General features: G+C 41.2%; 21 protein-coding genes and 2 rRNA genes. 21 read left to right on the plus strand and 2 right to left on the minus strand.

Features of this window, described 5'->3' with window-relative positions; translation table 11 throughout:
- Positions 1-28 precede the first annotated feature (28 nt).
- The 17 genes from MHB70_RS26575 (at position 29) to MHB70_RS26655 (ending at position 11,115) form a co-directional block, all read left to right on the plus strand.
- Positions 29-679 (plus strand): adenylate kinase, encoded by a 651-nt coding sequence (locus tag MHB70_RS26575; RefSeq protein WP_001048990.1) that lies wholly within the window; start codon positions 29-31, stop codon positions 677-679.
- Complete coding sequence (gene map, locus MHB70_RS26580; RefSeq protein WP_000582534.1) at positions 679-1,425, plus strand: type I methionyl aminopeptidase; 747 nt, start codon at positions 679-681, stop codon at positions 1,423-1,425. Before MHB70_RS26575 ends, map begins: the two co-directional genes overlap by 1 nt.
- A gap of 68 nt (positions 1,426-1,493) precedes the next feature.
- Positions 1,494-1,712 carry a translation initiation factor IF-1 gene (gene infA, locus MHB70_RS26585; protein ID WP_001029884.1) on the plus strand — a complete coding sequence of 73 codons (219 nt, stop codon included), beginning with the start codon at positions 1,494-1,496 and terminating at the stop codon, positions 1,710-1,712.
- 35 nt (positions 1,713-1,747) lie between these two features.
- Positions 1,748-1,861 carry a 50S ribosomal protein L36 gene (gene rpmJ / locus MHB70_RS26590; protein WP_000868344.1) on the plus strand — a complete coding sequence of 38 codons (114 nt, stop codon included), beginning with the start codon at positions 1,748-1,750 and terminating at the stop codon, positions 1,859-1,861.
- A gap of 21 nt (positions 1,862-1,882) precedes the next feature.
- The gene (gene rpsM, locus MHB70_RS26595; protein WP_000090793.1) at positions 1,883-2,248 is read left to right on the plus strand and encodes a 30S ribosomal protein S13; all 366 of its coding nucleotides are present in this window, start codon (positions 1,883-1,885) and stop codon (positions 2,246-2,248) included.
- A gap of 24 nt (positions 2,249-2,272) precedes the next feature.
- The gene (rpsK, locus tag MHB70_RS26600; RefSeq protein WP_000101797.1) at positions 2,273-2,662 is read left to right on the plus strand and encodes a 30S ribosomal protein S11; all 390 of its coding nucleotides are present in this window, start codon (positions 2,273-2,275) and stop codon (positions 2,660-2,662) included.
- Between the two features lie 181 nt (positions 2,663-2,843).
- On the plus strand, positions 2,844-3,788 hold the full coding sequence (locus MHB70_RS26605; protein ID WP_000569643.1) for a DNA-directed RNA polymerase subunit alpha: 945 nt from the start codon (positions 2,844-2,846) through the stop codon (positions 3,786-3,788).
- A gap of 35 nt (positions 3,789-3,823) precedes the next feature.
- The gene (gene rplQ, locus MHB70_RS26610) at positions 3,824-4,186 is read left to right on the plus strand and encodes a 50S ribosomal protein L17 (protein WP_000331490.1); all 363 of its coding nucleotides are present in this window, start codon (positions 3,824-3,826) and stop codon (positions 4,184-4,186) included.
- 103 nt (positions 4,187-4,289) lie between these two features.
- Positions 4,290-5,132: an energy-coupling factor ABC transporter ATP-binding protein gene (locus tag MHB70_RS26615; protein WP_000711788.1), complete on the plus strand. Its 843-nt coding sequence runs from the start codon at positions 4,290-4,292 to the stop codon at positions 5,130-5,132.
- Positions 5,108-5,989 carry an energy-coupling factor ABC transporter ATP-binding protein gene (locus MHB70_RS26620; RefSeq protein WP_000406524.1) on the plus strand — a complete coding sequence of 294 codons (882 nt, stop codon included), beginning with the start codon at positions 5,108-5,110 and terminating at the stop codon, positions 5,987-5,989. The genes MHB70_RS26615 and MHB70_RS26620 overlap by 25 nt, the downstream gene beginning before the upstream one ends.
- Complete coding sequence (locus MHB70_RS26625; protein WP_001186520.1) at positions 5,977-6,771, plus strand: energy-coupling factor transporter transmembrane component T family protein; 795 nt, start codon at positions 5,977-5,979, stop codon at positions 6,769-6,771. Before MHB70_RS26620 ends, MHB70_RS26625 begins: the two co-directional genes overlap by 13 nt.
- A 14-nt stretch (positions 6,772-6,785) precedes the next feature.
- Positions 6,786-7,529, plus strand: coding sequence for a tRNA pseudouridine(38-40) synthase TruA (gene truA / locus MHB70_RS26630; RefSeq protein ID WP_061529774.1), 744 nt, complete (start codon positions 6,786-6,788; stop codon positions 7,527-7,529).
- Positions 7,530-7,681: 152 nt separating this feature from the next.
- Positions 7,682-8,119: a 50S ribosomal protein L13 gene (gene rplM, locus MHB70_RS26635; protein ID WP_001260795.1), complete on the plus strand. Its 438-nt coding sequence runs from the start codon at positions 7,682-7,684 to the stop codon at positions 8,117-8,119.
- 21 nt (positions 8,120-8,140) lie between these two features.
- A complete protein-coding gene (rpsI, locus tag MHB70_RS26640) occupies positions 8,141-8,533 on the plus strand; it encodes a 30S ribosomal protein S9 (RefSeq protein WP_000079986.1) in 393 nt (130 codons plus the stop codon).
- A gap of 162 nt (positions 8,534-8,695) precedes the next feature.
- Positions 8,696-9,124 carry a DUF2521 family protein gene (locus MHB70_RS26645; protein WP_001101000.1) on the plus strand — a complete coding sequence of 143 codons (429 nt, stop codon included), beginning with the start codon at positions 8,696-8,698 and terminating at the stop codon, positions 9,122-9,124.
- Positions 9,125-9,190: 66 nt separating this feature from the next.
- Complete coding sequence (cwlD, locus tag MHB70_RS26650; protein ID WP_000822443.1) at positions 9,191-9,904, plus strand: N-acetylmuramoyl-L-alanine amidase CwlD; 714 nt, start codon at positions 9,191-9,193, stop codon at positions 9,902-9,904.
- Between the two features lie 143 nt (positions 9,905-10,047).
- A complete protein-coding gene (locus MHB70_RS26655; RefSeq protein ID WP_000256618.1) occupies positions 10,048-11,115 on the plus strand; it encodes an Mrp/NBP35 family ATP-binding protein in 1,068 nt (355 codons plus the stop codon).
- A gap of 55 nt (positions 11,116-11,170) precedes the next feature.
- Here the strand turns inward: MHB70_RS26655 and gerD are convergent, their stop codons facing one another.
- Positions 11,171-11,788, minus strand: coding sequence for a spore germination lipoprotein GerD (gene gerD / locus MHB70_RS26660; protein ID WP_000821768.1), 618 nt, complete (start codon positions 11,786-11,788; stop codon positions 11,171-11,173).
- A gap of 139 nt (positions 11,789-11,927) precedes the next feature.
- Here gerD and kbaA point away from each other — a divergent pair, with 139 nt between their 5' ends.
- A complete protein-coding gene (gene kbaA / locus MHB70_RS26665; protein ID WP_001088535.1) occupies positions 11,928-12,539 on the plus strand; it encodes a KinB signaling pathway activation protein KbaA in 612 nt (203 codons plus the stop codon).
- 128 nt (positions 12,540-12,667) lie between these two features.
- Here the strand turns inward: kbaA and pdaB are convergent, their stop codons facing one another.
- Positions 12,668-13,432 (minus strand): polysaccharide deacetylase family sporulation protein PdaB, encoded by a 765-nt coding sequence (gene pdaB, locus MHB70_RS26670; protein ID WP_000464721.1) that lies wholly within the window; start codon positions 13,430-13,432, stop codon positions 12,668-12,670.
- A gap of 184 nt (positions 13,433-13,616) precedes the next feature.
- Here pdaB and MHB70_RS26675 point away from each other — a divergent pair, with 184 nt between their 5' ends.
- From MHB70_RS26675 to MHB70_RS26685, 3 genes are all read left to right on the plus strand, one after another.
- Positions 13,617-13,835: a hypothetical protein gene (locus tag MHB70_RS26675; protein ID WP_000901142.1), complete on the plus strand. Its 219-nt coding sequence runs from the start codon at positions 13,617-13,619 to the stop codon at positions 13,833-13,835.
- Positions 13,836-14,060: 225 nt separating this feature from the next.
- Positions 14,061-15,612: ribosomal RNA gene (locus tag MHB70_RS26680) — 16S ribosomal RNA — on the plus strand.
- Between the two features lie 145 nt (positions 15,613-15,757).
- A 23S ribosomal RNA gene (locus tag MHB70_RS26685) occupies positions 15,758-18,679 on the plus strand.
- Together the 16S and 23S rRNA genes form the textbook arrangement of a ribosomal RNA operon.
- Positions 18,680-18,687: the final 8 nt, after the last annotated feature.

Raw genomic sequence — 18,687 nt, forward strand, 5'->3', positions numbered from 1 at the left:
CATGCTCATGTACTGAGGGGGAACAAGGATGAACTTAATTTTAATGGGGCTTCCTGGTGCTGGTAAAGGTACACAAGCCGAACAGATTGTTGCCAAGTATAACATCCCTCACATCTCAACAGGAGATATGTTCCGTGCAGCTATGAAGGCTGAAACTGAAATGGGTTTACAAGCAAAATCTTTTATTGATAAAGGTGCTCTTGTTCCAGATGAAGTTACAATCGGAATCGTTCGTGAACGTTTAAGTCAAGAAGACTGTGTAAAAGGATTCTTATTAGATGGTTTCCCACGAACTGTTGCACAAGCATCAGCTCTTGAAGAGATTATGAAAGATCTTGGCAAAAAAATCGACTATGTTTTAAACATTAATGTGGATTCAGGGTTGTTATTAAAACGCCTTACAGGCCGTCGCATTTGTAAAGAGTGCGGTGCGACTTACCACTTAGAATTCAATCCACCAGCAAACGCTGATGTGTGCGATAAATGTGGTGGCGATTTATATCAACGCTCTGATGACAATGAAGAAACTGTAGCAAATCGTTTAGATGTAAATATTAAGCAAACAAAACCTTTGCTTGATTTCTATGAGGAGCTTGGTTACTTGCAAAGCATTAATGGTGAGCAAGACATCAATAAAGTATTTGCTGATATCGATGTTCTCATCGGAGGCTTAGCGTAATGATCATCTGCAAAACTCCTCGCGAGATAGAAATCATGCGAGAAGCTGGCAGGATCGTTGCTTTAACTCATCAAGAGTTGAAACAGCATATTACTCCAGGAATTACAACGAAAGAGCTCGATCAAATAGCGGAAAAGACGATTCAAAAATATGGTGCTACGCCATCTTTTAAAGGATACAACGGATTTCCGGGGAGCATATGTGCTTCTGTAAATGAAGAGCTTGTACACGGAATTCCAGGGAAGCGAAAGCTCGAAGAGGGCGATATCATCAGTATCGATATTGGTGCGAAATACAATGGGTACCATGGAGATTCTGCATGGACGTATCCAGTTGGAAACATTTCTGAATCTGTTCAAAAGCTACTTGATGTCACAGAAAAATCGTTGTATCTTGGTTTAGAACAAGTAAAACCAGGCGAAAGATTATCAAATATCTCACATGCGGTTCAAACCCATGCTGAAGAGAACGGATTCTCGATCGTTAGGGAGTATGTTGGTCACGGAATCGGGCAAGACTTACATGAGGACCCTCAAATCCCGCACTATGGTCCTCCAAATAGAGGCCCTAGATTAAAGCCGGGAATGGTCATCTGTGTTGAGCCGATGGTGAATCAAGGAAGACGATATGTAAAAACACTATCTGATGACTGGACAGTGGTAACGGTAGATGGTAAATGGTGTGCCCATTTTGAGCACACGATTGCTCTTACAGAAGCAGGATACGAAATCCTTACCACTTTATAAGTAGCTGGCTCTCCGGAATTTCAGAGCAGTGTAAAATGTTACTGATTTGAAGAAGGGAGAACTATTGAATGGCTAAAGATGATGTAATTGAAGTCGAAGGTACCGTTCTTGAAACGTTGCCAAATGCTATGTTCAAAGTAGAATTAGAGAATGGGCATGTCGTATTGGCTCACGTTTCTGGTAAAATCCGTATGAACTTCATTCGTATTTTACCAGGAGACAAAGTTACGGTAGAATTATCTCCGTACGATTTAAATCGTGGTCGTATTACGTACCGTTTTAAATAATATAGCACTCCGTAATCTTTAAGGAGGTTCGAGACATGAAAGTAAGACCGTCAGTTAAACCAATCTGCGAAAAATGTAAAGTTATTCGTAGACGTGGAAAAGTAATGGTTATTTGTGAAAACCCTAAACATAAACAAAAACAAGGTTAATCAGAAGGAGGTGCATTCAGAATGGCACGTATCGCAGGTGTAGATATTCCTCGAGACAAACGCGTTGTTATTTCTTTAACTTACGTATTCGGCATTGGTCGCACAACTGCTGAAAAAATTCTTACTGAAGCTGGTATTTCTTCAGAAACACGAGTTCGTGATTTAACGGAAGACGAACTAGGACGTATCCGTGATGTTATCGATAGCATTAAAGTTGAGGGAGACCTTCGTCGTGAAGTATCTCTTAACATTAAACGTCTAATGGAGATCGGTTCTTACCGTGGTCTTCGTCACCGTCGTGGTTTACCAGTTCGTGGTCAAAACTCTAAAAACAATGCTCGTACACGTAAAGGTCCACGTCGTACAGTAGCAAATAAAAAGAAATAATAAGTAAAGGAGGTTGAACTAACAATGGCACGTAAAACAAACACTCGTAAAAAACGTGTGAAAAAGAATATTGAAGCTGGTATAGCTCATATTCGTTCTACTTTCAACAACACAATCGTAACACTTACAGATACTCATGGTAACGCACTTTCTTGGTCTAGTGCTGGTGCACTTGGTTTCCGTGGATCTCGTAAGTCTACTCCATTCGCTGCGCAAATGGCTGCTGAAGCTGCTGCTAAAGTTGCAATGGAGCACGGTTTAAAAACTTTAGAGGTTACTGTTAAAGGTCCTGGTGCTGGTCGTGAAGCTGCAATTCGTGCTCTTCAAGCTGCAGGTCTAGAAGTAACAGCAATTAGAGATGTTACTCCAGTTCCTCATAATGGATGTCGTCCACCAAAACGTCGTCGTGTGTAATTTTTCTGTATAGAATTTTCCCTTTTGTCTATAATGGATATGATGCATTATCGAGAAATTTCGTACAGAAACATCGCTTGTTGTGCACAATCGGGAACTGCCTAAGGGGGACTTTCGGTTAATCAAAGGGGTATACCTTTGTTTAACCGGGGTTTCGACGTTTTGAAGGAGGGTTTAGTTAATGATTGAAATCGAAAAGCCGAAAATCGAAACGGTTGAACTTAACGAAGATGCTAAATATGGTAAATTCGTAATTGAACCGCTTGAGCGTGGATATGGTACTACTTTGGGTAACTCCTTACGTCGTATTCTTTTATCCTCACTCCCTGGTGCCGCTGTTACTGCTATCCAAATCGATGGCGTATTACATGAATTTTCAACAGTTGAGGGCGTAGTAGAAGACGTTACGACGATCATCTTAAACTTGAAAAAGTTAGCTCTTAAAATCTACTCTGAAGAAGAGAAGACGTTGGAAATTGATGTGCAGGGCGAAGGTATTGTCACAGCTGCTGATATTACTCACGATAGTGATGTAGAAATCTTAAATCCAGATTTACACATTGCAACGTTAGCAAAGGATGCGCATTTCCGCGTGCGTTTAACTGCAAAGCGTGGCCGTGGGTATACGCCAGCTGATGCAAATAAAAGCGAAGATCAACCAATAGGAGTAATTCCTATTGATTCTATTTATACTCCAGTATCACGTGTAACTTACCAAGTGGAAAAGACACGTGTCGGACAAGTGGCTAATTATGATAAGCTTACGCTTGATGTATGGACGGATGGAAGCATCGGGCCAAAAGAAGCTATCTCTTTAGGGGCCAAAATCTTAACTGAGCATTTAAATATCTTTGTTGGTTTAACTGATGAAGCACAAAATGCTGAGATTATGGTCGAGAAGGAAGAAGATCAAAAAGAGAAAGTTCTTGAGATGACTATCGAAGAACTAGATCTTTCTGTTCGTTCTTATAATTGCCTAAAACGTGCAGGAATTAATACTGTACAAGAGCTTGCGAACAAAACAGAAGAAGATATGATGAAAGTTCGTAACTTAGGACGTAAATCCTTAGAAGAAGTTAAACATAAACTTGAGGAATTAGGTTTAGGTTTACGTAAAGACGACTGAGGATTTAAACCCATCAACAAAGGAGGGAACTACGAATGGCATACAGAAAATTAGGCCGTACAAGTGCGCAACGTAAAGCTATGTTACGTGATTTAGCTACTGATTTAATTATCAACGAGCGCATCCAAACGACAGAAACTCGTGCAAAAGAACTTCGTTCTGTAGTGGAAAAAATGATCACTTTAGGTAAACGCGGAGATCTTCACGCTCGTCGTCAAGCAGCAGCTTTCATTCGCAATGAAGTTGCTAACGCTGAGACTGGTCAAGATGCACTTCAAAAATTATTCGCTGATGTAGCTCCACGCTATGCTGAGCGCCAAGGCGGATACACTCGTATTGCAAAAATTGGTCCACGTCGCGGAGACGCAGCACCAATGGTAATTATCGAGTTAGTATAATGATAATTAAAAGGGCAGGACAGTTCTTTTCAAGTAACTGGTCATGGCCCTTTTTTTTTAAATATAAAAAAGGCTAACTTGGCGAAGGAAAGGGTGCCTTGTATTGAAAAAAGAGAAACTTCGGACAGAAAATGTATCATTTCAATATCCTGGGGCAGCCTCGTATGCATTAAAAGATGTTTCGTTTTCCTTATATGAAGGAGAATGGGTATCTGTTATCGGACAAAATGGTTCAGGTAAATCTACACTTGCAAAATTATTGAATGGTTTGTTTTTGCCGGAATCAGGGACAATTACTGTAAATGATACAATGGTTTTATCAGAAGAAACGGTATGGGATGTTCGAAAACAAATTGGAATGGTATTTCAAAATCCAGATAATCAATTTGTTGGAACGACAGTACAAGATGACGTTGTATTTGGCTTAGAAAATATCGGAATGCCAAGGGAACAGATGGTAGAAAGATTAGAACAAGCCCTGCGACTTGTCCGTATGGAAGATTTTCTTAATGATGAGCCCCATTCGTTATCTGGTGGGCAAAAGCAGCGAGTTGCAATAGCAGGTGTTTTAGCACTTCAGCCATCTATTTTAATACTAGATGAAGCAACGTCAATGTTAGACCCTCAAGGGAGACGTGAAGTAGTAGAAACGGTTAGACAGCTTGTTAATCAAAAAGGTATTACCGTATTATCAATTACGCACGATTTAGAAGAAGCGGCACAGTCAGACCGTGTCATTATTTTAAACAAGGGAGAAATATTAGAGGAAGGGACCCCAAAGCAAATTTTCAAGTCCTCTCATATGCTCCAAGAAATTGGGTTAGATGTACCTTTTTCAGTAAAAATAGCAGAATTATTAAAAAGAAGTGAAATTCTTTTGCAAAATACGCATCTTACAATGGAAAGTTTGGTGAACGAACTTTGGAGATTACATTCCAAAAAGTAGAACATCGTTATCAATATAAAACTCCATTTGAAAGACGCGCGCTTTATGATGTAGACGTGTCGTTTCCAAGTGGAGGCTATTATGCCATTATCGGTCATACTGGTTCAGGTAAGTCGACGATGATTCAACATTTAAATGGTTTATTGCAGCCGACAAATGGTACGGTTCAAATTGGTGAACATTTAATTTCAGCAGGGAAGAAAGAGAAGAAGCTTAAGCCACTACGAAAAAAAGTAGGGGTTGTCTTTCAGTTCCCAGAACATCAGTTATTTGAAGAGACAGTGGAGAAAGATATTTGTTTTGGGCCTACTAATTTCGGTTTATCTGAAGAAGTGGCAAAGCAAAAGGCAAAAGATGCCATTCAGCTTGTTGGATTGGATATAGAGTTATTAGCACGTTCTCCGTTTGAATTAAGCGGTGGGCAAATGAGGCGTGTTGCAATAGCGGGCGTACTTGCGATGGAACCCGAAGTACTTGTATTAGATGAACCTACAGCGGGGCTTGATCCGAAAGGACAGCACGAGCTTATGGAGATGTTTTATAGTTTGCATAAGGAGCAGGGGCTTACAGTCATTCTTGTTACCCATAATATGGAGGATGCCGCTAAGTATGCAGATCAAATTGTGGTCATGCATAAAGGAACGGTCTTTTTGCAAGGAAGTGCAGAGGAAGTATTTTCACATGCTGATGAACTAGAACAAATTGGTGTGGACCTTCCGATGTCTTTAAAGTATAAACGTGCAATTGAAGAGAAGTTTGGTATTTCAATTCCAAAGGCTACCTTATCTTTAGAGGATCTTACTCATGAAGTTGTACAGGTGTTACGAAAAGGTGGTCATGAATCATGCAGCAGTTGATTATTGGGAGATACATTCCAGGTAAGTCACTCATTCATCAACTTGATCCTCGTACGAAGCTGTTGATTGTCTTTTTATATGTATTTGTTGTTTTCTTAGCAAATAATGCGATTTCATATGGATTTTTATTTTTATATGCACTCATTGCTTTATTTTTTGCAAAAGTGCCGATTCGTTATGTACTTTCGGGCTTAAAACCAATTTTATGGATTTTTCTTTTTACATTTTTCCTGCATATCTTCACAACTAAAGAAGGGGATGTACTATTCCAGCTTGGTTGGTTTTCAATACATGAAAAGGGATTAGAGCAAGGGATATACATTTCTATACGATTCTTTGTTATTATTTTAATGACGACATTATTAACGTTAACAACGACACCTATTGAGATTACAGATGGTTTGGAGACGTTATTAAAGCCGTTGAAGCGTATAAAGGTTCCTGTTCATGAAATCGCATTAATGATGTCTATTTCTCTTCGTTTTATTCCGACATTAATGGATGAAACGAGTAAAATTATGAAAGCACAAGCGTCACGTGGTATTGATTTTGCTGGAGGTCCGATAAAAGATAGGATGAAGGCAATTATTTCACTACTCGTTCCACTTTTTATTAGTGCTTTTAAGCGTGCTGAGGATTTAGCAATTGCGATGGAAGCACGTGGATATCGAAATGGTGAAGGACGAACTAAATTTAGGCAACTACGCTGGAAAATGAGCGATACAGTAACAATTATAAGTTTACTTTGTTTAGCTTGTATTTTAGTATGGTTGCGATTGTAATGGAGAACGGAAAGATGGAAAGAATAAAATGTACAGTTGCATATGATGGCATGCATTTTTGTGGTTACCAAATTCAACCACAGCATCGTACTGTTCAACAAGAAATAGAGAAGGCATTACAGAAATTGCATAAGGGTGAACTTGTTCGTGTTCAGGCATCAGGCAGAACGGATTCTACCGTTCATGCGAAAGGACAAGTCATACACTTTGATACACCTTTGTCTCTTGAAGAGTGGCAATGGAGTAATGCTTTAAACACAATGTTGCCAGATGATATTGTTATCAGGCAAGTAGAGAAGAAAACAGAAGAATTTCATGCACGTTACGGTGTTGAGAGAAAAGAATATCGTTATCGTGTATTATTATCAAAGACTGCGGATGTATTCCGTAGAAATTACGTATATCAATATCCATATCCGCTTGAAATAAGCTCTATAAGAAAAGCGATTCCTTATTTTATTGGAACGCATGATTTCACTTCTTTTTGTTCGGCAAAAACTGACAAAAAAGATAAAGTGCGAACAATTTTTGAAATCGAGTTAATTGAGCAAGATGATGAATTAATTTTTCGTTTTGTAGGTAATGGATTTTTATATAATATGGTCAGAATTATTGTTGGTACGTTACTTAACGTAGGGCAAGGAAAGCTTGATCCTGATAGCATTCCAGAGATTTTAGCAAAACAAAATCGCCAGTTTGCTGGAAAGATGGCTCCAGGTCATGGACTTTACTTATGGCAAGTAAACTATAACAACTAATCCTGGTGTAACATTTGCTTGACATTAGAAACTCAAAAGTATATCATAACATATGGTATTGTTTCTAAAACCACGATTAGCCCCGGAAGGAAATCGTGTTTAAGATAAACAATAGATTTTTTCTATGGAAAAGATAACGAGGAGGGAAACACATGCGTACGACTTTTATGGCAAAAGCTAACGAAGTTGAGCGTAAATGGTATGTGGTTGATGCTGAAGGTCAAACTTTAGGTCGCCTATCTACTGAAGTAGCATCCATTTTACGTGGTAAAAACAAACCTACATTTACACCACACGTTGACACGGGTGATCATGTAATTATTATTAACGCTGAGAAAATTCATTTAACAGGTAATAAATTAAACGATAAAATTTACTACCGTCACACTAACCACCCAGGTGGACTTAAGCAAAGAACAGCTCTAGAAATGCGTACAAACTACCCTGTACAAATGTTAGAGCTTGCAATTAAAGGGATGCTTCCAAAAGGACGTTTAGGACGTCAAGTATCTAAGAAATTAAACGTGTATGCTGGAGCAGAGCATCCACACCAAGCACAAAAACCAGAAGTTTACGAACTTCGCGGATAATTAATTAAAGGAGGGCTTACTTTGGCACAGGTTCAATACTATGGCACTGGACGTCGTAAGAGTTCAGTAGCGCGCGTACGCCTAGTTCCAGGCGAAGGACGCGTTATCATTAACGGTCGTGATTTTGAAAACTATATCCCATTTGCTGCATTACGTGAAGTAGTTAAACAACCTCTAGTTGCAACAGAAACTTTAGGTAACTACGATGTACTTGTAAACGTAAATGGTGGTGGATACACTGGTCAAGCTGGTGCTATTCGTCACGGTATTTCTCGCGCTTTATTAAAAGCTGATCCAGAATACCGTCTAACACTAAAACGTGCAGGTCTATTAACTCGTGACGCACGTATGAAAGAGCGTAAAAAATACGGTCTTAAAGGCGCACGTCGTGCACCTCAGTTCTCAAAACGTTAATTTTTGCGAACTACAAACCTCAACCATTTTGGTTGGGGTTTTTTTATATTTAATTCCTCTTATTTATTTTTGAGGTTTGGAATATTTTAGTGCTACCGTCCCGCGTATGCTTCTTCTTTAGAAGTTTAGACTAATACGTATTAGGGAGGTTTTATAAGTACTATGAATGTCATTGTCAGCTTAAAAGAAAAACAAAAAGAAAAGCAATTAAAATACGAGCGGAAGATGCTACGAGAATTATCATTAAAAACGTTGCGTTCAAATATTCGTGATGCCTTTCACATGCAAGAGCTTCATCGTCAGTATGAAGATTACTGTATTGAACTAGGAATAGAATCTTATTTATTAGGAGCGAGATACAGTAAGTTTGGTTATTATGGCGAATCGTTCTTTGATGTGAAATATAGGGCTTTAGAAGAAGAGCAACAATTAACGGAAACACTATTTCAATTTTTAACGAGTATGACTATACGAGAAATTAAGTTAAAAGATGAGGAATTACTTTTTGAATCTTGTCAGCAGTTTATCGGATTGTGGTGGCAGGAAGGATATGAAAAAGGTGAAAGAAGATATCGTTTAAAGCTACATTAAGATAAGCATAAACTTTCCTCTTGTCCCATATAAGTAATTAGAGGGACTAGCTGGAGGAGGAAAGGTATGAAGAGAATTCGAATTATCTCTTTTGCGCTCGCTGCGGTTGTTTTGTTTTTTTTAGTCAAACAAGAATTTCAAATTACAAAATCGTGGCGAGCGTGGAATTTACCCTTATCAGGGAAAGTAATTGTATTAGACGCAGGGCATGGTGGACCAGACGGAGGAGCTGTTGGTGGAAAGGATATTATAGAAAAAGACATAACTCTTGAAATTACAAAAAAAGTGCAAGATTATTTGCAAGAGCAAGGTGCATTAGTTATTTTGACACGTGAAGGAGATTATGATTTAGCTAACAAAGATACAAAGTCGTACAGTAGACGTAAAGCAGAGGATTTAAGAAGACGTGTGGAGATTATTAATAAGCCAGATGTCGATTTCTTTGCAAGTATTCATTTAAATGCATTAACTAGTAGTGGTTCTAAAGGAGCACAAACGTTCTACTACCGTTCTTTAACTGAAAATGAACGTGCTGCGAAGTTTATACAAGCTGAATTGAGAACGAGTTTAGAAAATACGAACCGTTCTGCTAAAACGATTTCTCATGTGTATTTATTAAAGTATGCGAAAACACCAGGCGCTTTAATTGAAGCTGGATTTTTATCGAATGTGAACGAAAGGTATATGTTAAATTCGGAAAAATATCAGCAAAAGGTAGCGGCTGCCGTATATCGAGGTATATTGCGTTATTTCACGGAAAAAGGAAATCCTCCAGAATAAGGGGGATTTTTTGAGTTTCTCTCGTTAACGAAGTTTTCGGAAAATATGTTATACTGAAAATGTAAACGCATTTATTTCAAGGATAAAGAGAGATAAATTCAATTAACATTACGTTATTTTTCATACAGGGGGCTGGGCTAATTATGGTAACGAAAGAGCAAGTAGTGGAAGCGTTAGAAGGGATTGTAGATCCGTTTTTACATAAAACGTTAAAAGAAACAAATGCAATTAAAGAGGTAACAGTCAAGCCGGAGAAGGAACATGTGAGTGTTAAAATTGCAATTGTAAAAACAGGTACTGCGGAACAAATGCAGTTGCAGTCGGGCATCGTAAAGTTAGTGAAGGAACTTGGGGCAGCAACAGTTGGACTTCGTTTTGCAGAATTTACAGAAGAGGAATTAGCTCAGTTTGTACCACCGCAAGAAGAAGAGCAAATTGAATCTTTATTGTCACCGAATTCAAAAACGACATTTTTAGCAGTTGCGAGTGGAAAAGGTGGAGTGGGAAAATCAACAGTCTCCGTTAACCTTGCCATTGCTTTAGCTCGTCTAGGGAAAAAAGTTGGTATCATTGATGCGGATATTTACGGTTTTAGTGTACCTGATATGATGGGGATAGAAAAACGTCCTATTGTAAGAGGAGATAAAATAATCCCAGTGGAGCGTCTAGGTGTAAAAGTAATCTCAATGGGATTCTTTGTGGAAGATAATGCACCGGTTATTTGGAGAGGACCTATGCTTGGGAAAATGTTAAATCATTTCTTCACAGAAGTAGAATGGGGTGATTTAGATTACTTAGTATTAGATTTACCGCCAGGTACAGGTGATGTTGCGCTAGACTTGCATTCCATGTTGCCGGCTTGTAAAGAGATTATAGTAACGACGCCTCATCCAACAGCGGCATTTGTAGCAGCGCGTGCTGGAGCGATGGCTTTGCGCACTGAACACAGTATTCTTGGTGTCGTTGAAAATATGGCGTATTTTGAAAGTAAAGTAACTGGTGAGAAGGAGTATGTATTTGGAAGAGGTGGAGGAGATAAATTAGCTGCCGAATTACAAACAGATGTAATAGGCCGCATTCCACTTCAACAACCTGATTGGAATAAAGAAGACTTCGCTCCTTCAGTATATGAAGATACGCATACAACGGGGATTATTTATCGCACGATAGCTGAAACAGTAATTGATAAAACAGCTGTCGCGCAAAAATAAAATAATAATGAGTGGACGATATATATTGTCCACTCACTATTATAGTTATTATTTTTTACTGTTGTTCCTTACTCCCGCTTTGGGAGCCACCTTCGCCACCTGCATCTTTTTTATCAGAGCCACCTTTTTCAGCCTTTTGCACACCTTTACTAATAATATCAATCATCTTAGCTTGGAAGAGTGGGCTTTCAGTAGTTTCTGTTAGTACTTGTTGTAAATATTGACGGTATTCTTTACTCTTCATTGTTTGCAACATCATTTTTTCTACTTCAGGGTTTTTCATGATCTCTATAACGCCTGCTTGGTATTCAGGGTCTTTTAGTAAGGTTTTCATTAAATTTGTTTGTTCTTTCCCCATACTTTTAGCGAATTTCGATGAGAACTCAGGGTCTTTAAAGAGCTTTTCCCAGAATTGCTGCCCTTTGTCGGATACCATTGCATCTTCAATCGTTTTCTTTACTACTGTTTCATCTAGTATGAGTGCTTGTTTCATTTTTTCATCAGTTAATACATCTTGAATGGCCTTCTTACCTTGATCAGTTTTTAAAATATCAACAATCATTTTCTTTGTTTGATCGTAATCTAATTCGGATTTCGTTTCTTTTCCTTGTGCACATGCTACAAGTGCAATAAGTAGAAAAGAAGAAACGAAAACGAGTAGTATCCGTTTCATAAGTTGGAACTCCTTTCAACACAGTTCTCTCTTTTTAATATAAATATCTTTAAGGAATTTATACATGAACATGGCTAGCTTTTTGAAATTGTCATTGATACAATTTAATTAGAAATATAAGGATAATGGGGGATGTGTTGTGAATAGCCGCAAGTGGGTACGACTATTTTTAACGACGTTGTTTCTTGGTGGAGTCAGCACGGTTATTATTGGGTTTGTTTTGGAGTGGGACAAGTACGATAAATTTTTTCAAAATTTCGACGCAAAGGAGATTCTAGCAGTTTCTTTCTGGTTGATGGGTGTAGGGTTTATTTTTAGTGTTATAAGTCAAATGGGGTTCTTTGCCTATTTAACGATTCATCGTTTTGGACTAGGTATGTTCCGATCGTCATCTTTATGGAATGTAGTCCAGCTCTTCTTTATTGCATTCGTTTTATTCGATTTTGTGTATTTAAGATCTGTACTCATTGCAAATGGAGAAGTTTCATTAGGGAATAACATACTTGTTGCTGGAATATTATTTGTGTTTGGAGCGATTGTTGCTTATATAAAAAGTAAAGAAACAAATAAAAAAGCATTTGTGCCTGCCCTGTTCTTTATGGTTGTTGTAACAATTCTTGAATGGGTGCCAGCACTAAGGATTAATGATACAGATTGGTTATATTTAATGGTTATACCACTTTTATTATGTAATGCATATCAGTTACTTATATTACATCGTTTAATCGGAAAAACGAGTAAAGCTGCTTAATTGAAAAGTACTTTTGAATTTTTACGCAGCGATAGTTATACTACGAGAAATAGTGAGATGGAAATAGCTCTATTACCTTTCGATAAGGTAATAGAGCTATTTATGTGTAAAGGGTAGCAGAAAAGAAACTACTTCACATCTTCACTTTTCGTACTTGTGTTGGAAATGAGTTGTGATACGGATATTTGTTGATATCCGTCACTCTTTAACTTTTGTAGAAGTAGCGGTAAAGCTTTATTTGTTTGAAGAGCAGAATCAGATGCGTGTAATAAGACAATATCTCCACCCTTCAAATTATTAGAGACAGTGGAAACGATAGTATTTACACCTGGATTTTTCCAATCATTTGAATTATTACTCCAATGAACGACAGTGTATCCGAGCGATTCTGCGATTTTAAGAGTTGCTTTGTTGAATTCACCACTAGGTGGACGCAATAGCTTGACTTGTTTTACGCCAAGTTTCGTAAAAACATCTTGGGCTCGTAAAAGATCTCTTCTTATTTCATTTGGCTCTAGAGAAGTGTAAGACGTGTAATTATAACCCATACTACCGATTTCATGTCCATCTTTCATGATACGTTCGACGATATCGGGGTGTCTTTCGGCCCATGCAGCAGAAAGGAAGAAGGTTGCATTCTTAATTTCTCTTTCTTTGAGTGTCTCAAGGATTGGAATCGCTTTTTTGTCTCCCCAACTAATATCAAACGTGAACGCAACTTGTTTTTTAGCAGTATCTCCTTTGTAAATTACCTTAGGACCTGTAGCAGTTGAAAAAGCAGATTCATGTGAATATGTTTTTAAAAAGAGTAGCCATGCTGTAAATAAGGAAAGTATCACTATTAAGCTAATGTGTTTAAAAGTTCTTTTGCTCGTAATAAAAAAGAAAAACATAATATTACGCCCCTTTGTCCAATCCTTTTCAGTTACATATATGCTTTAAATATAAAAAAGAGAACAAGGGATTAATATCGTAAGTGGTGGATATAATGAATGATAGGATTTTGATGATTTGTTTTTGATAAGTAAAAATGAGCGGAACTTGTATTGCTCTGTAAGGAATGATTGAGGTGATGATTTGCTTGGGCTTATGTTGACGAAAGAAGAGAAAAAAGAAATGGAATACATATTGAAGAGAGAGTTAGAGGAACTTTTATTTGATTTTGAAGATGAGCGTATTCATGAGGTTGTAAAAAAAGCGATGGAAGAAAGATATAAAATCATTTTTTGTTTATTTCGAAGAGTTGCTAACGCAGAAGAATGTATTCGTTATGTAAGAAAAAGAATTTTTTATTAAAAAGTGTTGACGTTAATGATTAGTATATGGTAAATTAATAAACGTCGCTGATGCGGAAACGCAGAAAACGACAAAAAAGAAATTGAAAAACTTAGTTGACATCGAAAAACGAAGATGTTAACATAAGGAAGTCGCAAATGAGCGACCAAGTAGTTCTTTGAAAACTGAACGAAACAAACAACGTGAAACGTCAATTTTTATTTTTAGATGCTAGACAAACTAACTTTATTGGAGAGTTTGATCCTGGCTCAGGATGAACGCTGGCGGCGTGCCTAATACATGCAAGTCGAGCGAATGGATTGAGAGCTTGCTCTCAAGAAGTTAGCGGCGGACGGGTGAGTAACACGTGGGTAACCTGCCCATAAGACTGGGATAACTCCGGGAAACCGGGGCTAATACCGGATAATATTTTGAACTGCATGGTTCGAAATTGAAAGGCGGCTTCGGCTGTCACTTATGGATGGACCCGCGTCGCATTAGCTAGTTGGTGAGGTAACGGCTCACCAAGGCAACGATGCGTAGCCGACCTGAGAGGGTGATCGGCCACACTGGGACTGAGACACGGCCCAGACTCCTACGGGAGGCAGCAGTAGGGAATCTTCCGCAATGGACGAAAGTCTGACGGAGCAACGCCGCGTGAGTGATGAAGGCTTTCGGGTCGTAAAACTCTGTTGTTAGGGAAGAACAAGTGCTAGTTGAATAAGCTGGCACCTTGACGGTACCTAACCAGAAAGCCACGGCTAACTACGTGCCAGCAGCCGCGGTAATACGTAGGTGGCAAGCGTTATCCGGAATTATTGGGCGTAAAGCGCGCGCAGGTGGTTTCTTAAGTCTGATGTGAAAGCCCACGGCTCAACCGTGGAGGGTCATTGGAAACTGGGAGACTTGAGTGCAGAAGAGGAAAGTGGAATTCCATGTGTAGCGGTGAAATGCGTAGAGATATGGAGGAACACCAGTGGCGAAGGCGACTTTCTGGTCTGTAACTGACACTGAGGCGCGAAAGCGTGGGGAGCAAACAGGATTAGATACCCTGGTAGTCCACGCCGTAAACGATGAGTGCTAAGTGTTAGAGGGTTTCCGCCCTTTAGTGCTGAAGTTAACGCATTAAGCACTCCGCCTGGGGAGTACGGCCGCAAGGCTGAAACTCAAAGGAATTGACGGGGGCCCGCACAAGCGGTGGAGCATGTGGTTTAATTCGAAGCAACGCGAAGAACCTTACCAGGTCTTGACATCCTCTGAAAACCCTAGAGATAGGGCTTCTCCTTCGGGAGCAGAGTGACAGGTGGTGCATGGTTGTCGTCAGCTCGTGTCGTGAGATGTTGGGTTAAGTCCCGCAACGAGCGCAACCCTTGATCTTAGTTGCCATCATTAAGTTGGGCACTCTAAGGTGACTGCCGGTGACAAACCGGAGGAAGGTGGGGATGACGTCAAATCATCATGCCCCTTATGACCTGGGCTACACACGTGCTACAATGGACGGTACAAAGAGCTGCAAGACCGCGAGGTGGAGCTAATCTCATAAAACCGTTCTCAGTTCGGATTGTAGGCTGCAACTCGCCTACATGAAGCTGGAATCGCTAGTAATCGCGGATCAGCATGCCGCGGTGAATACGTTCCCGGGCCTTGTACACACCGCCCGTCACACCACGAGAGTTTGTAACACCCGAAGTCGGTGGGGTAACCTTTTTGGAGCCAGCCGCCTAAGGTGGGACAGATGATTGGGGTGAAGTCGTAACAAGGTAGCCGTATCGGAAGGTGCGGCTGGATCACCTCCTTTCTATGGAGAATTGATGAACGCTGTTCATCAATATAAGTTTCCGTGTTTCGTTTTGTTCAGTTTTGAGAGAACTATCTCTCATATATAAATGTATGTTCTTTGAAAACTAGATAACAGTGTAGCTCATATTTTTTAATTTTAGTTTGGTTAAGTTAGAAAGGGCGCACGGTGGATGCCTTGACACTAGGAGTCGATGAAGGACGGGACTAACGCCGATATGCTTCGGGGAGCTGTAAGTAAGCTTTGATCCGAAGATTTCCGAATGGGGAAACCCACTATACGTAATGGTATGGTATCCTTACCTGAATACATAGGGTATGGAAGACAGACCCAGGGAACTGAAACATCTAAGTACCTGGAGGAAGAGAAAGCAAATGCGATTTCCTGAGTAGCGGCGAGCGAAACGGAATCTAGCCCAAACCAAGAGGCTTGCCTCTTGGGGTTGTAGGACATTCTATACGGAGTTACAAAGGAACGAGGTAGACGAAGCGACCTGGAAAGGTCCGTCGTAGAGGGTAACAACCCCGTAGTCGAAACTTCGTTCTCTCTTGAATGTATCCTGAGTACGGCGGAACACGTGAAATTCCGTCGGAATCTGGGAGGACCATCTCCCAAGGCTAAATACTCCCTAGTGATCGATAGTGAACCAGTACCGTGAGGGAAAGGTGAAAAGCACCCCGGAAGGGGAGTGAAAGAGATCCTGAAACCGTGTGCCTACAAATAGTCAGAGCCCGTTAATGGGTGATGGCGTGCCTTTTGTAGAATGAACCGGCGAGTTACGATCCCGTGCGAGGTTAAGTTGAAGAGACGGAGCCGCAGCGAAAGCGAGTCTGAATAGGGCGTTTAGTACGTGGTCGTAGACCCGAAACCAGGTGATCTACCCATGTCCAGGGTGAAGTTCAGGTAACACTGAATGGAGGCCCGAACCCACGCACGTTGAAAAGTGCGGGGATGAGGTGTGGGTAGCGGAGAAATTCCAATCGAACCTGGAGATAGCTGGTTCTCCCCGAAATAGCTTTAGGGCTAGCCTTAAGTGTAAGAGTCTTGGAGGTAGAGCACTGATTGAACTAGGGGTCCTCATCGGATTACCGAATTCAGTCAAACTCCGAATGCCAATGACTTATCCTTAGGAGTCAGACTGCGAGTGATAAGATCCGTAGTCAAGAGGGAAACAGCCCAGATCGCCAGCTAAGGTCCCAAAGTGTGTATTAAGTGGAAAAGGATGTGGAGTTGCTTAGACAACTAGGATGTTGGCTTAGAAGCAGCCACCATTTAAAGAGTGCGTAATAGCTCACTAGTCGAGTGACTCTGCGCCGAAAATGTACCGGGGCTAAATACACCACCGAAGCTGCGAATTGATACCAATGGTATCAGTGGTAGGGGAGCGTTCTAAGTGCAGTGAAGTCAGACCGGAAGGACTGGTGGAGCGCTTAGAAGTGAGAATGCCGGTATGAGTAGCGAAAGACGGGTGAGAATCCCGTCCACCGAATGCCTAAGGTTTCCTGAGGAAGGCTCGTCCGCTCAGGGTTAGTCAGGACCTAAGCCGAGGCCGACAGGCGTAGGCGATGGACAACAGGTTGATATTCCTGTACCACCTCTTTATCGTTTGAGCAATGGAGGGACGCAGAAGGATAGAAGAAGCGTGCGATTGGTTGTGCACGTCCAAGCAGTTAGGCTGATAAGTAGGCAAATCCGCTTATCGTGAAGGCTGAGCTGTGATGGGGAAGCTCCTTATGGAGCGAAGTCTTTGATTCCCCGCTGCCAAGAAAAGCTTCTAGCGAGATAAAAGGTGCCTGTACCGCAAACCGACACAGGTAGGCGAGGAGAGAATCCTAAGGTGTGCGAGAGAACTCTGGTTAAGGAACTCGGCAAAATGACCCCGTAACTTCGGGAGAAGGGGTGCTTTCTTAACGGAAAGCCGCAGTGAATAGGCCCAAGCGACTGTTTAGCAAAAACACAGGTCTCTGCGAAGCCGTAAGGCGAAGTATAGGGGCTGACACCTGCCCGGTGCTGGAAGGTTAAGGAGAGGGGTTAGCGTAAGCGAAGCTCTGAACTGAAGCCCCAGTAAACGGCGGCCGTAACTATAACGGTCCTAAGGTAGCGAAATTCCTTGTCGGGTAAGTTCCGACCCGCACGAAAGGTGTAACGATTTGGGCACTGTCTCAACCAGAGACTCGGTGAAATTATAGTACCTGTGAAGATGCAGGTTACCCGCGACAGGACGGAAAGACCCCGTGGAGCTTTACTGTAGCCTGATATTGAATTTTGGTACAGTTTGTACAGGATAGGCGGGAGCCATTGAAACCGGAGCGCTAGCTTCGGTGGAGGCGCTGGTGGGATACCGCCCTGACTGTATTGAAATTCTAACCTACGGGTCTTATCGACCCGGGAGACAGTGTCAGGTGGGCAGTTTGACTGGGGCGGTCGCCTCCTAAAGTGTAACGGAGGCGCCCAAAGGTTCCCTCAGAATGGTTGGAAATCATTCGTAGAGTGCAAAGGCATAAGGGAGCTTGACTGCGAGACCTACAAGTCGAGCAGGGACGAAAGTCGGGCTTAGTGATCCGGTGGTTCCGCATGGAAGGGCCATCGCTCAACGGATAAAAGCTACCCCGGGGATAACAGGCTTATCTCCCCCAAGAGTCCACATCGACGGGGAGGTTTGGCACCTCGATGTCGGCTCATCGCATCCTGGGGCTGTAGTCGGTCCCAAGGGTTGGGCTGTTCGCCCATTAAAGCGGTACGCGAGCTGGGTTCAGAACGTCGTGAGACAGTTCGGTCCCTATCCGTCGTGGGCGTAGGAAATTTGAGAGGAGCTGTCCTTAGTACGAGAGGACCGGGATGGACGCACCGCTGGTGTACCAGTTGTTCTGCCAAGGGCATAGCTGGGTAGCTATGTGCGGAAGGGATAAGTGCTGAAAGCATCTAAGCATGAAGCCCCCCTCAAGATGAGATTTCCCATAGCGTAAGCTAGTAAGATCCCTGAAAGATGATCAGGTTGATAGGTTCGAGGTGGAAGCATGGTGACATGTGGAGCTGACGAATACTAATAGATCGAGGACTTAACCATATAATATG

Origin of the sequence: Bacillus sp. FSL M7-1020 (assembly GCF_038050415.1) — a bacterium.
Taxonomy (GTDB): Bacteria; Bacillota; Bacilli; order Bacillales; family Bacillaceae_G; genus Bacillus_A; species Bacillus_A toyonensis.

Coding starts and splice junctions, on each gene's coding strand:
- MHB70_RS26575 (WP_001048990.1), top strand. CDS start 29: ATGAACTTAATTTTAATGGGGCTTCCTGGTGCTGGTAAAGGTACACAA.
- map (WP_000582534.1), top strand. CDS start 679: ATGATCATCTGCAAAACTCCTCGCGAGATAGAAATCATGCGAGAAGCT.
- infA (WP_001029884.1), top strand. CDS start 1,494: ATGGCTAAAGATGATGTAATTGAAGTCGAAGGTACCGTTCTTGAAACG.
- rpmJ (WP_000868344.1), top strand. CDS start 1,748: ATGAAAGTAAGACCGTCAGTTAAACCAATCTGCGAAAAATGTAAAGTT.
- rpsM (WP_000090793.1), top strand. CDS start 1,883: ATGGCACGTATCGCAGGTGTAGATATTCCTCGAGACAAACGCGTTGTT.
- rpsK (WP_000101797.1), top strand. CDS start 2,273: ATGGCACGTAAAACAAACACTCGTAAAAAACGTGTGAAAAAGAATATT.
- MHB70_RS26605 (WP_000569643.1), top strand. CDS start 2,844: ATGATTGAAATCGAAAAGCCGAAAATCGAAACGGTTGAACTTAACGAA.
- rplQ (WP_000331490.1), top strand. CDS start 3,824: ATGGCATACAGAAAATTAGGCCGTACAAGTGCGCAACGTAAAGCTATG.
- MHB70_RS26625 (WP_001186520.1), top strand. CDS start 5,977: ATGCAGCAGTTGATTATTGGGAGATACATTCCAGGTAAGTCACTCATT.
- truA (WP_061529774.1), top strand. CDS start 6,786: ATGGAAAGAATAAAATGTACAGTTGCATATGATGGCATGCATTTTTGT.
- rplM (WP_001260795.1), top strand. CDS start 7,682: ATGCGTACGACTTTTATGGCAAAAGCTAACGAAGTTGAGCGTAAATGG.
- MHB70_RS26645 (WP_001101000.1), top strand. CDS start 8,696: ATGAATGTCATTGTCAGCTTAAAAGAAAAACAAAAAGAAAAGCAATTA.
- cwlD (WP_000822443.1), top strand. CDS start 9,191: ATGAAGAGAATTCGAATTATCTCTTTTGCGCTCGCTGCGGTTGTTTTG.
- MHB70_RS26655 (WP_000256618.1), top strand. CDS start 10,048: ATGGTAACGAAAGAGCAAGTAGTGGAAGCGTTAGAAGGGATTGTAGAT.
- gerD (WP_000821768.1), bottom strand. CDS start 11,788: ATGAAACGGATACTACTCGTTTTCGTTTCTTCTTTTCTACTTATTGCA.
- pdaB (WP_000464721.1), bottom strand. CDS start 13,432: ATGTTTTTCTTTTTTATTACGAGCAAAAGAACTTTTAAACACATTAGC.